This is a genomic window from Gracilimonas sp., assembly GCF_017641085.1.
Classification (GTDB): domain Bacteria; phylum Bacteroidota; class Rhodothermia; order Balneolales; family Balneolaceae; genus Gracilimonas.
In genome coordinates this window covers 216,969-228,670 of the sequence record NZ_JAEPPI010000002.1, presented here as the reverse complement: position 1 = coordinate 228,670, position 11,702 = coordinate 216,969, and the positions used below count along the sequence as shown (strand labels likewise).

12 protein-coding genes are annotated in these 11,702 nt (G+C 46.1%); 7 read left to right on the top strand and 5 right to left on the bottom strand.

The window, feature by feature from the left end; all coding sequences use genetic code 11:
* Positions 1 to 47: 47 nt before the first annotated feature.
* From lpdA to JJ941_RS07875, 7 genes are all read left to right on the top strand, one after another.
* On the top strand, positions 48 to 1,469 hold the full coding sequence (gene lpdA / locus JJ941_RS07905) for a dihydrolipoyl dehydrogenase (protein ID WP_290963558.1): 1,422 nt from the start codon (positions 48 to 50) through the stop codon (positions 1,467 to 1,469).
* A 78-nt stretch (positions 1,470 to 1,547) separates the two neighbouring features.
* Positions 1,548 to 2,270: a lipoyl(octanoyl) transferase LipB gene (lipB, locus tag JJ941_RS07900; protein ID WP_290963556.1), complete on the top strand. Its 723-nt coding sequence runs from the start codon at positions 1,548 to 1,550 to the stop codon at positions 2,268 to 2,270.
* Positions 2,271 to 2,450: 180 nt separating this feature from the next.
* Positions 2,451 to 3,329, top strand: coding sequence for a lipoyl synthase (gene lipA, locus JJ941_RS07895; protein WP_284700193.1), 879 nt, complete (start codon positions 2,451 to 2,453; stop codon positions 3,327 to 3,329).
* Positions 3,330 to 3,435: 106 nt separating this feature from the next.
* Positions 3,436 to 4,146, top strand: a complete 711-nt coding sequence (gene plsY / locus JJ941_RS07890) for a glycerol-3-phosphate 1-O-acyltransferase PlsY (RefSeq protein ID WP_290963551.1) — start codon at positions 3,436 to 3,438, stop codon at positions 4,144 to 4,146.
* On the top strand, positions 4,143 to 5,159 hold the full coding sequence (locus tag JJ941_RS07885; RefSeq protein WP_255134393.1) for an NAD(P)H-dependent glycerol-3-phosphate dehydrogenase: 1,017 nt from the start codon (positions 4,143 to 4,145) through the stop codon (positions 5,157 to 5,159). Before plsY ends, JJ941_RS07885 begins: the two co-directional genes overlap by 4 nt.
* 41 nt (positions 5,160 to 5,200) lie before the next feature.
* A complete protein-coding gene (locus JJ941_RS07880; protein ID WP_290963547.1) occupies positions 5,201 to 5,899 on the top strand; it encodes an ATP-binding protein in 699 nt (232 codons plus the stop codon).
* 30 nt (positions 5,900 to 5,929) lie between these two features.
* Positions 5,930 to 6,382 (top strand): iron-sulfur cluster assembly accessory protein, encoded by a 453-nt coding sequence (locus JJ941_RS07875; protein ID WP_290963545.1) that lies wholly within the window; start codon positions 5,930 to 5,932, stop codon positions 6,380 to 6,382.
* A gap of 102 nt (positions 6,383 to 6,484) precedes the next feature.
* On the opposite strand, the gene JJ941_RS07870 is transcribed toward JJ941_RS07875, so the two are convergent.
* From JJ941_RS07870 to JJ941_RS07850, 5 genes are all read right to left on the bottom strand, one after another.
* Entirely contained in the window at positions 6,485 to 8,824 is a 2,340-nt protein-coding gene (locus tag JJ941_RS07870) for an amino acid permease (protein ID WP_290963542.1), read from the bottom strand.
* An 81-nt stretch (positions 8,825 to 8,905) separates the two neighbouring features.
* Positions 8,906 to 9,283, bottom strand: a complete 378-nt coding sequence (locus tag JJ941_RS07865; protein ID WP_290963539.1) for a type II toxin-antitoxin system VapC family toxin — start codon at positions 9,281 to 9,283, stop codon at positions 8,906 to 8,908.
* Positions 9,261 to 9,533: a CopG family transcriptional regulator gene (locus JJ941_RS07860; RefSeq protein WP_290963538.1), complete on the bottom strand. Its 273-nt coding sequence runs from the start codon at positions 9,531 to 9,533 to the stop codon at positions 9,261 to 9,263. Before JJ941_RS07860 ends, JJ941_RS07865 begins: the two co-directional genes overlap by 23 nt.
* Before the next feature lie 67 nt (positions 9,534 to 9,600).
* The gene (locus JJ941_RS07855) at positions 9,601 to 10,845 is read right to left on the bottom strand and encodes an NAD(P)/FAD-dependent oxidoreductase (RefSeq protein WP_290963536.1); all 1,245 of its coding nucleotides are present in this window, start codon (positions 10,843 to 10,845) and stop codon (positions 9,601 to 9,603) included.
* A gap of 23 nt (positions 10,846 to 10,868) precedes the next feature.
* Positions 10,869 to 11,702 (bottom strand): TMEM14 family protein, encoded by an 834-nt coding sequence (locus tag JJ941_RS07850; protein ID WP_290963535.1) that lies wholly within the window; start codon positions 11,700 to 11,702, stop codon positions 10,869 to 10,871.

Sequence of the window (11,702 nt, the reverse complement as noted above, 5' to 3'; positions counted from 1 at the left end):
GTTTGAAATGAAGCGATTAACTTCAAAAACTATTATCAAAAAGTACCATGGCAAAAGAATTTGATGTATGTGTAATCGGGTCAGGCCCCGGCGGATATGTAGCCGCAATTCGTGCTTCTCAGCTTGGCTTTAAAACGGCAATTGTTGAAAAAAGACATCTTGGTGGTGTTTGTTTGAATATCGGTTGTATTCCAACCAAAGCCCTGCTTCGTTCGGCTGAAGTGTATGAATCTATTGAGCACGCCTCTGATTACGGAATTAACGTGAAGGACTACTCTGCCGACTTCGGCGGTATGGTGAAGCGTAGCCGTGGTGTTGCCAACAAAATGAGCAAAGGCGTTCAGTTCCTGATGAAAGCCAATAAGATTGAAGTATTCATGGGAACGGGTGTTTTCAAATCCAAATCTGAATTGTCGGTAAATGATGATAAGGGCAAAGAGCAGGAAAGCATCAAAGCGAAGCATTTCATTGTAGCTACCGGAGCACGTCCTCGTCAGCTTCCAAACCTGGAAATTGATGGCGACATGATCATCGATTCTGAAAAGGCCATGCAGCTCGACAAGCAGCCTAAGAAAATGGTGATTGTCGGAGCCGGCGCTATCGGAGTTGAGTTTGCGTACTTCTACAATGCCATCGGAACAGAAGTGACCATCGTAGAGCTTCAGGACACATTGGTGCCTGTTGAAGACAAAGACGTTGGTAAAGAACTTGGCAAGATCTACAAGAAGAAAGGCATGAACGTGATGACCGGAAGCACGGTCGAAAACGTGAAGAAGAAAGGTAAAGGTGTTGAAGTAACCGTTAAAACCAAGAAAGGCGAAGAGAAAATTGAAGCCGATGTGGTTCTTTCTGCGGTAGGTGTAACCGGAAACGTAGAAAATCTTGGATTGGATAAAGCCGGTGTTAAAACCGAGAAAGGCGCCATCGTTGTTGACAAGAAAACCTACAAAACCAATGTTGACGGAATTTACGCCATTGGTGATGTAATTGGCGCTCCGTGGCTGGCTCACAAAGCTTCTCATGAAGCTGTGGTACTTGCCGAACAACTGGCCGGCGAAAACCCACACCCGGTGAATTACAATAACATTCCGGGCTGTACGTACTGCGAACCACAGATTGCTTCTGTTGGGTTAACTGAGCAGGCAGCCAAAGATGAAGGTTATGATGTGAAAGTCGGAAAATTCCCGCTTTCAGCATCCGGTAAGGCGACCGCTCTTGGTCATGAAGAAGGCTTTGTAAAAGTGGTATTCGATGCCAAATACGGCGAGTGGTTAGGTTGCCACATGATTGGATTCGGCGTAACGGAAATGATTGCCGAAGCCGTTGTAGCCCGTGACCTTGAAACGACCGGCCATGAAATTATCAGTGCGGTTCACCCACACCCAACCCTCTCTGAGGCGGTAATGGAAGCTGCAGCTGAAGCCTATAATGAAGGTGTTCACTTAGGAACTCCCGTTAAGAAGAAATAGAACATCGAACAAGGAATTCCGAACTTCGAATGTTGAACTATATGGCTCCTTCGGGAGCCATTTTTATCTGTGAATGTGATGAGCAAAAAAGTCGAACTGTACGATTTGGGTTCTGCCTCATATCAGCCGATATGGGATTTACAGCATGCCGTGCAGCAACGCATCATAGAAGAAAAGCGCGCCGAGCAAGAGGGGGAGTTCGAAGGAGAACGCCTGGATGATATTCTGTTTTTTGTGGAACATCCACATGTGTACACGCTGGGCAAAAGTGGTAATGAAGAGCATATGCTCCGGTCCATGATGGAGCTTCAGCAATTAGAAGCGGAGTTCATAAAGATCGATCGTGGCGGTGACATTACCTACCACGGGCCGGGACAAATTGTAGGCTACCCGATTTTAGATTTGGATCGCCATTTCACTGACGTGCATAAGTACCTTCGCTTCCTCGAAGAAGTGATTATCCGCGTCTGTGCCGACTATGGATTTGAAGCCGGGCGTATTGAAGGCGCAACCGGTGTTTGGGTTGATGATGCCAAAATTTGCGCCATGGGCATTCGGTGCTCCCGGTGGGTAACCATGCATGGTTTTGCGCTCAATGTGAATACCGATCTCAGATATTTTAATAACATCGTTCCCTGCGGGATTGATGATAAAGCCGTTACCAGTTTACAGAAGCTGAACGGCAGGGAAATTGACCCCGAAGAAGTGAAAAAACGGATTGTTTCTCATTTCGAAAACGTTTTCAATGTATCCATTTCTCCCAAGGGTTCTCTGCAGGAAGTGGAGCATAATATTTTGTAACTTTACACATAATTTGTCATCGCGAGGAGCTGAAATAGTTAGAATGATTGCTTAACTCTTTCGACGAAGCGATCTCCCTTAAATGGCAATGAAATTGAATAGTGGAGATTGCCACGGGAAATGGCTTCCTTCGGTCGCCGAATTCCTCGCAATGACATGCTGAAATCACAAAGAAGCACCATGATTAAAGAACTTCAGGTAGTAGATAAGCCATCCGAAAATCGCAGACCCGATTGGCTGCGTGTTAAACTTCCATCAGGGGAGAAATTCAAGGAAGTTTCGGAGAATATCCGAAAACATAATTTGAATACGGTATGTGCTGAAGCCCGTTGCCCGAATATGGGCGAATGCTGGGGAGCAGGAACGGCTACCTTCATGATATTGGGAGACGTTTGTACCCGATCGTGTGCTTTTTGCGCTATTAAGACAGGACGCCCTCCGCAAGACCTGGATTGGGATGAGCCCAAACGAGTGGCTGATGCCGCTGCCAAAATGGGACTGAAGCACGTGGTGCTGACCTCGGTAAACCGGGATGAACGTAAAGATGGCGGTGCCCCAATTTTTGCCGAATGTCATAAAGAAATCAGAAAAGCTATTCCGGGTGTGACTATTGAGTCTCTCATTCCTGATTTTCGTGGCGAATGGGATGCAGCTCTTCAAATTGTTTTTGATACCCCGCCGGATGTACTTAGCCACAACCTGGAAACCGTGCCAAGTAAGTACCGAAGAGTTCGCCCTCAGGCTCGTTACGAGCGCTCGCTGGAACTCCTTCAGCGCACCAAGAATGCCGGGCTTAGAACCAAAACCGGGATTATGGTTGGCCTGGGCGAAACCCGGGAAGAAGTCATTGAACTGATGCAGGATTGCGTGGATCACGGAGTGGATGTACTCACTATTGGTCAATACATGCAGCCTACCAAAATGCACCATCCTGTAATGGATTGGGTGCATCCTGATCAATTTGCGGAATACAAGGAGATCGGTGAAAAATTAGGCATAGAGCATGTGGAAAGTGGTCCGCTGGTTCGTTCTTCCTATCACGCCGAGCGTCACGTTTAATAGCCGTTACTTAGTTATTCCATTTTGTTGAGTGGTCAGTCAATTTCAGCCAAAAACCGTTAACTAATTTGCCACGGTTGTAGTAACTTGGAGCAAAGAAATAGCTATGGTTTCATTACTTGTTGTTTTATCAGTCAGTTTCGTGTTGGGATCGATTCCATCCTCGCTGTGGGTGGGTCAGATATTCCACAAAACGGATATTCGGACTCAGGGAAGTGGCAACCTTGGAACCACCAACGCATTTCGAATTTTAGGCTGGAAATCAGGTGTATCGGTACTGGTACTCGATTTTATGAAAGGTTTCGTAGCCTCTTTCTGGGTCAGCCTTTATGCTTTTGAAATTGGAAACGGCCCCATCGCTCCTCCCGGCTGGGAAGCCGATGCTTTTCTGAAAATCACTTGTGGGTTGATGGCTGTGGTAGGTCACATGTTCCCCATCTTTGCCAGCTTTAAAGGTGGCAAAGGGGCAGCGACCGCCTGTGGTATGCTCTTTGGTATTGAACCGATTTCTATCAGTGTTTCTTCCGTTGTATTTATCATTATTACTTTTTCTACCCGTTACGTTTCCCTGGCTTCCATCACCGCCAGTTTTATTTACCCCATCAGTTTGGTGATTATGCGGTACGGTTTCGGATATTATGTGGATGGAAGCATCATCATTTTTGCCACTTTTATTGCAGCCGGTATTATTTACAAGCATAAATCAAATATTCGGCGTTTATTGGACGGAAATGAAAACCGTGTGAATCTTTACGGAAAGAAGAATAAAGAAGAAGAGGAACAGGCTGCTGAGAAGTTGGCTGAGGCAGAAGCATGAGTAAACGAAATGTTACTATAGTTGGAGCGGGAAGTTTTGGAACGGCCCTCGCCCTTGTGTTGGACACGGCCGGGAATAACGTTCAAATGTGGGCCCGCGAGGAAAACATCGCCAACCAGATTAATGAAAAGCACATTAATCCTTCTTATCTGAATGATATTGACCTGCCGGAAGGAATAAAAGCATACAACGATTTAGAACAGTGCCTGAAATCTCAGGATATGGTCGTTTTTGCAACGCCTTCTCACACCTTAAGAGAATTAGCCGGAAAATTGAAGCCCTGCCTCGACGGACATGAAATTCTGGTAACCGTTGCCAAGGGAATAGAAAACGACACCTTCAAAACCATGTCGCAAATATTGGTGGAGGTGATGGAAGGTACTACCTATGAGGATAACATCGGAGTGCTGTATGGGCCAAGCCATGCCGAAGAAGTGGGCAAGCTGAAGCCAACAACCGTGGTGGCAGCCGCCTATTCAACCCGGACGGCACGCATTATACAGGAAACGTTTCTCACCCCAATGTTCCGTGTGTATATCAATAATGATGTGATTGGCGTGGAAATCGGTGGCTCGGTAAAAAACATTATGGCGATTGCTGCCGGAATTGTGGACGGAGCCGAATTGGGAGACAATGCCAAGGCCGCACTCATCACCCGCGGACTCCATGAAATGAAACGAATGGGACTCATGATGGGAGCTCATTCCGATACCTTCTCCGGGTTAACCGGTATGGGTGACCTGATCGTTACCTGTACAAGTACACACAGCCGGAACCGTTCGGTAGGATTTCGCATTGGTAAAGGAGAGAAGCTGGACGATATTATCGACAGCATGAATATGGTAGCTGAAGGTGTGAAAACAACAAAATCGGTGAGGGACTGGGCCATCAAGAATAATGTTGAGATGCCTATAACTCACGCCATCTACAGCGTTTTATTTGAAAATGTTGACCCGCGGGATGCGTTGTATGAACTCATGACCCGCGACCCTAAAGATGAAATCGTGATGTAGCAGGTTTCATCCAGAGTTCAACCTAAAAATCATCTACAGTCATGGAAGACGAACTCGAGTTTTACTTACAGTACACCGACAGCGTTCAGGTTTCGAAGCTTACCCCGGGTGACCTGAAAAGCCTGATCCAAACCGGTGAAAGCAGCTTTTTGGAATTCAAGCATAGCGTAGCATCTCCCGAAAAAATTGCCCGGGAAATAGCGGCATTTGCCAATACAAAAGGCGGCACCATTCTAATAGGTGTGGAAGACAACGGCGAAATGATTGGCGTGGAAGGATACCACGAAGAGGAATTTTGGCTGAACCAGGCTGCTTCTGAAGAATGCATACCTGAGGTGCCGATCAGTATAGAACTGGTAAACCTCGGCGAGCGTGATGTGCTGATTGTAAAAGTACCGGAGGCCGAAGAAAAGCCGGTGTATGTGAAAGGAAAGAACGTTAGGCAGGTGTACGTCCGCCTGGAAGATGAAAGCGTGGTTGCCAGCGATGAATATATTGAGGTGCTGAAGCAGAATTATTCTGAAGAAGGCTTCACGTTTGAGTATGGGGAAAAAGAACAGCAATTGTTTCGTTTTCTGAATGAATACGGAGACATCACGGTTAAGAGGTTCTCGTTGCTGATAAGTGTTACGACTTATCGTGCAGCTAAGATTTTGGTGAATTTAGTGAGTGCCGGCATTCTTGATTTGTTTGAGAAAGACGGGGTTACGCATTATACATTTTCCAAAAAAAGTTCGTAATTTTGACTCGTTCTAAATAAAGGGAGCGACATGAGTGTTCAAGAAGAAAATTTAGATGATGTAATTTCCTCACTGATTGATGTGGATGAAGAAGAGGAAACGGCTACACCTCAGCCTATCACCGAAAAAGACTACCAAAAAGAAGAGCTGACCGGCGAACCTGTAATGCTTACCGAACGGGCCGCCCGGCAGGTAGAGAAAATCAAACAGCAGGAAGAGATGGATGAAAACCTGTATCTGAGGGTTGCTGTTGATGGAGGAGGCTGCTCCGGTTTAAGCTATAAACTTGGCCTCGACTACCGCACCGATGAGGATAATGTGTATGAAAGCCACGGAGTGGAAATTATCGTAGCTCCGAAACACCTCATGTATTTAGAGGGAATGCAGATCGACTACCCCGATGGATTAGACGCCCGCGGTTTCACCTTCGACAACCCTAATGCCGTTGAAAACTGTGGCTGCGGTACTTCTTTCGCTATTTAAAGATGATGGTCATTCCTTCGAAAGCAGGAATCCGAATCTTATAAAAGACCCGCAGTAAAAAATCATACCATAACAAGATTCAGGGCTTTCGTCGCGGAACGATTAATTACTATTTTCCGGCGAGGATGTCAATCCCAATTGCTCTTTCACCCGCTTGATGCCTTCCGTTGCTTTCAGTTTCCAGTCTTCTGTAACGTAGCGTCGCACCATTAATACTGAACAAGGGGCTCGATCAGCAATGATGTCAGGAATGGTTCCAAACAATACATTTCGAATGCCCCATTCGTGGGAGGCGCCGATAATAATCAGGTCATCCTGATGTTCTTCCAGCTCTTCCAGAATACCACCGGTTACGTCTGTGGACTCTTTAATGGTGAATACCACTTTATCAAAACCCTCCAGCAGTGGGTTTACACGATCCCGGAGTTCCTGCTCTTCTTCCTCAACATCGATGCCCGGCTTAACAAGTCGAAGCACCCGAAGCTCAGCATCAATAGCTTGGGCAATTCGGATACCTATTTCCATTCCAAGGCGGGCATGCAATCCACCGCCCCATGGAACAACTACAGATTCAATATGCTCAAGTTCACGATCCTTAAGCACCGCGAGGTCAGCCTTCAGGTTTTTAATGATGGGTTGAATAGGGGTGTTATAAATCCGCCCGAGACTAAATCCACCCTGCCAACCCATAACCAGCATGTCGGCTTCCCGGTTTTCCGTTTCGTTGATCAGTCCTTTAAATATATCGTGAGAAGCAGCCGAAGCAGAATCAAAGGTAGTGGAGGCAAGTACTTCCTTATTTCGGTAATCGAGGTTTTCAACTCTGGAGGCCTCACTTATTTTCTGGATACTTTCCCGAACCGGTTCCTGCTGCTGAATCATTCTTTCAACGGTTGAAATCGGGGTTTGAAAAGGAACCTTGAGCATGCTTAATCCCGTCACGGAACCACCCTCTTCTTTACCGGTGGCGATTAGTTGAGAGACTTTTAGTAAAGCCTGCTCGTGAATGGGATTTGCCAGCGCTGTAATAACTTTGCGACCTTGTTTGATATCAAGTGCACGAATAGCCGGCGCCCATTCTTCAAATTCAGAATCATGGCGTTCCGGAGCTTCGAGAAGAACTTTAATTCCTTTTTCTTTCCAGTTTTGTTTGAATTGAGGAACCGCATGTTCAAACTCAACGCGAGAGCGTCCCCAAATCATGTACCAGGCCAAGCTCACCACAATAAGTACAACCACAGCAACCTGCGCAAAGGTGCCCGAAGAAACGATGATGGACAAACAGCCGATGGCAGCAAAAACCTGTAACCAGGGAGAGCCCGGCGTTCGGTAAGTGGGTTTGTACCAATCCGGATTGGAAACCCGAAGTACCACGCAGCCGATATTGAGGGCGGCATAGCTGTATAGCTGAAGTACACTGGCAATCTTAGCCAGGTTTTCAAGGCTGTCGAGTAGTAGAAACAGCAGCGCCAGGATGCCTGTAAGCACGATGGCCCGATATGGAGTCAATAGTTTGTTGTGAATAGCGCTTAGCCAGTTCGGCACCATACGGTCGCGGGCCATGGCAAGGTTTATCCGCGATGAAGCCATGATACTTGCATTGGCCGAAGATAAGGTAGCTAACAGTCCCGCTACGATAATGGCGATGGCTCCGGGATTGCCGAGGATGGTACGCGCTGCAGTGGTCAGCGGATCACGAACGTCGGCAATGGTGGATTGCGGAAACATCCCGCCAATCACCAACACAATGATTACATATAAAAGAGTAACCAGCGCCACAGATCCGATTAAGGCACGGGGCAGGTTTTTGGAGGGGTTTTTAATTTCTTCGGCTACGGCTGCAATTTTCACAAATCCTAAAAAGGAAACGAAGACAAGAGCGGTGGTAGCAGAAATGGAATCAAAACCGAAGGGCATGAACGGATCGTAGTAGTCAGCCTCGATATGAAACAGCCCGAGAATGCTGAAGCCTCCAAGTATTACAAACAGAATGAGAACCACAACCACCTGTGTGCGGCCGGATTCTTTAGCGCCCACCACGTTCAGGATGGTAAGTAAAACACCGCCAATCACGGCTCCCCAAAAAGCAGAAAGTGGTAAGAACTGAGACATATACTCCCCCAGTCCATACAGGTAAAAGGCAATGGCAAAAGTAAGGCTCAGCCAAATTCCCACACCTGAAATCGCTCCGAAAGCCGGGCCTAAAGAACGGGACACGAAAAAATAATCGCCTCCCGACTTAGGCATTCCGGTGGCCAGTTCGGCAGCGCTGGAAGCCGTAATCATACAAACCAACCCTGCTGATAAGTAAGCGAAAATTGCGGCCGGACCGGACATCTCCAAAGCAATACCAGCCAGCAAGAAAATACCTGCGCCTATCATGGTACCTGCTCCGATGGTTAAGGCGTCCCAAAATCCGAGCTCACGTTTTAAATCTGCCATAAAAAGTCTTAACTAAGTTGAGGAGCTAAGCTACCATCTATTCGAGAGAAGTAAAATCCCAATCAGCCTGTTTTTTTGGTTTTAATATGGGATAATCAGGTTGTTAGTTAAAACTGAAAAATGCTTTTTATCGAGTGTAGCGATTGGCACACCCTGTTGTTCAGCTGTAGCTGCAATAATCGCATCCGGTATTTTAATTCCGTGGCTTTTGTGGTATTTGCGCCTCAGGAGCCCTGCTTTTCTGGCAATAGCCTCAGTTACATCAATTTTGTTTACAAAGGATAAAAATGAGCCCAATTCATTCATTTCAGCCTTAGTCTTCACTCCGGAGTATAATTCTGAAACAACAACTACTGATGTAGAAACAGGCTGATTCTTTTGGATAAAGTGTACTGCATCTTCATTTCCCTTCAGGAAATCAATAAAAATATTGGTATCAACGATCATCTTTGTCTGCATCTAAGCGTTTCACTCGCCCTTCCCAGTCTTCTCTGAGTACATCAACCCGGGGAATATCTTTCTTGTGTTTCCAAATACCGGCAAAATCCATGATCGATTCTCTCTCTTTTCCGGATTCCATTTTCTTTTTAGCGACATACTCATCAATAGCTTCCCGGATAATATTGCTCTGAGTTGTTTTGCGCTCACCGGAAAGCTGTTCGATAGCCTCTTTTTCTTTTTTGGTAAGATATATTTGTGTTCGAATCATGAGTCTTTCTTTAAATATGATGTATGTAAATATACATCATTTAGGTTGTTTGCTCAAAATTTCTGTATCAGGGAATGTCGTCTTTTTTGGCAATCAGGCGTACACCGCGCTTAAAGGTGATGTAGTGCCAGGTCCACTCAGCAAACACTCTTAATCGGTTTCGGAACCCAATGAGAAAGAAAATGTGGATGAGTCCCCACAGCAGCCAGGCAAAGAAGCCGCTGAATTTAAACCCACGTATATCCGCCACAGCCTTGGCACGGCCAATGGTTGCCATGGTCCCTTTATCCACATAGCGAAATGGAGTTCGGGTGGAAGAATTCTTTTTAATCAAATTTCCCAAATACTTGCCCTGCTGAAGGGCTACGGGTGCCAGGCCGGGAAGCGGCTTTCCTTTGTCGTCTTTAACATGAGCTGCATCACCGGCTACAAATATATTTGGAGATCCGGCAATGGAAAGATCCTGCTCTACCCTTGCCCTTCCGATCCGGTCTGTATCAACGCCGATATTCAGAATGAGAGGCGAAGCTTTTACCCCGGCTCCCCATATGATGTTTGGGGTTTCAATGAACTGTCCGTCCACTTTCACGCCATCTTTTTGCACTTCTTGCACGGGAGTATTCAGCATCACTTCCACTCCCATATTCTCCAGGGTTTGCAGGCCCTTTTCCGGGAGCGGTTCATCAAAGCCATTCAGGATACCATCCGCAGCCTCTACCAGATATATCTTGGTTTCGTCCGGTTTAATATTCCGAAAGTCCCTCATCATACTACGTTTGGCAATTTCAGCTATAGAGCCTGCCATTTCCACACCGGTTGGTCCGCCACCAATAACCACGTAGGTTAAAAAAGGTTTTCTCTTTTCAGGATCAATAATCTGTTCAGCTTTTTCAAGCGAGAGCAGAATGCGTTCCCGGATCTGAAGGGCATCAGAAAGAGATTTTAAGCCCGGAGCGTGTTGTTCCCAGTCTTCATTGCCGAAGTAGTTGTACTGTGCACCGGGAGCTAAAATCAGGTAATGAAAAGGGAGGCTGGATCCGTTCTTGAGATGAATACGATTGCTGGTTTTATCAACCTCGGTTACTTCACCCAGAATGACCTGTACATTTTTTTGTTTGCTGAAAATAGCCCGAATGGGCATGGCAATATCTCCCGGAGAAAGAGCCGCTGTAGCAACCTGATATAGCAGAGGCTGAAACAGGTGGTGATTAGTCTTGTCAACAATGGTGACATTGAATGAAGTGCCTGCCAACTTTTTAGCAACCGAAATGCCGACGAAGCCCCCGCCTACTATTACTACGTTTTTACCCATATTATGAAAAGTGAAGGTGGTTATTATTTGATTCGTGGTCGTGAATCTTTCTCAACACTTTCTTCTTCATATTCATTTTCAGGAATGTCGATTTGTCCTTTTACCTCTTCCAGTTCCATCTCTTTAGATTGGATGGTAGATTTAAGATGCCGTTCAATTTTACCTAACAGTGTTTCTGACAATTCCTGTAGGTCTTTTTTTCGTTTCTTTTTACGGCTGTTTATAAACCGGGCATAAAACACGGAAGCAGTAAGAATAAGCAGTGATACAATGAGAGGAGGAGCGACTTCATTGCCTGTTTGACCAAATATGGTACCGGCAAACAGCATAAATCCACCAAAGGCAACGGCAATTCCTGGCAGATACAATTTGTTGAGCGTTTTCAGGCTTTGGGAAACCGTTACTTTCGTATTTCCATCAATTTGTTCAAGCTCAATTTCGGGAGAGTTAGCAGAGGCAATGAATTTCGAGGGCCCCACAGGCTTGGCTTTCCAAATGTACTTATTTCTTCGCCGGGTCACCTTCCCTAAGGTATTAAAGTGATACTCTGCCTGACCTTTTAACTCATCGAAAAGCTCCTTGTCTACCGTGCCTCTGGCATATCCTACAACCGAAGTACTGTTAAAATCATGATTGTCGATTACCATCGGTTCCTGAACCGGGATTCCGCCCAGTTCCATATAAGCTTCGTATGCAAACGTGCGGGGGATTCCTATCTCGTCGGTGATCTCATACAAAGATTGGATTTCCTCGTTGGTGTCAGTGGCTTTTCCGGGAGAGCTTTGTTCTCCATACTTCTGTAAAAGGGTGGCTTTTTGGACAATTTGCCGGATTTCGTCGTCGGAGAGCTTTCCCAT

Excerpts from the sequence above, each read along its gene's own strand:
- lpdA (WP_290963558.1), top strand. The coding sequence starts at position 48 with ATGGCAAAAGAATTTGATGTATGTGTAATCGGGTCAGGCCCCGGCGGA.
- JJ941_RS07855 (WP_290963536.1), bottom strand. The coding sequence starts at position 10,845 with ATGGGTAAAAACGTAGTAATAGTAGGCGGGGGCTTCGTCGGCATTTCG.
- plsY (WP_290963551.1), top strand. The coding sequence starts at position 3,436 with ATGGTTTCATTACTTGTTGTTTTATCAGTCAGTTTCGTGTTGGGATCG.
- JJ941_RS07865 (WP_290963539.1), bottom strand. The coding sequence starts at position 9,283 with ATGCAGACAAAGATGATCGTTGATACCAATATTTTTATTGATTTCCTG.
- lipA (WP_284700193.1), top strand. The coding sequence starts at position 2,451 with ATGATTAAAGAACTTCAGGTAGTAGATAAGCCATCCGAAAATCGCAGA.
- JJ941_RS07885 (WP_255134393.1), top strand. The coding sequence starts at position 4,143 with ATGAGTAAACGAAATGTTACTATAGTTGGAGCGGGAAGTTTTGGAACG.
- JJ941_RS07850 (WP_290963535.1), bottom strand. The coding sequence starts at position 11,702 with ATGGGAAAGCTCTCCGACGACGAAATCCGGCAAATTGTCCAAAAAGCC.
- lipB (WP_290963556.1), top strand. The coding sequence starts at position 1,548 with ATGAGCAAAAAAGTCGAACTGTACGATTTGGGTTCTGCCTCATATCAG.
- JJ941_RS07875 (WP_290963545.1), top strand. The coding sequence starts at position 5,930 with ATGAGTGTTCAAGAAGAAAATTTAGATGATGTAATTTCCTCACTGATT.
- JJ941_RS07860 (WP_290963538.1), bottom strand. The coding sequence starts at position 9,533 with ATGATTCGAACACAAATATATCTTACCAAAAAAGAAAAAGAGGCTATC.
- JJ941_RS07870 (WP_290963542.1), bottom strand. The coding sequence starts at position 8,824 with ATGGCAGATTTAAAACGTGAGCTCGGATTTTGGGACGCCTTAACCATC.
- JJ941_RS07880 (WP_290963547.1), top strand. The coding sequence starts at position 5,201 with ATGGAAGACGAACTCGAGTTTTACTTACAGTACACCGACAGCGTTCAG.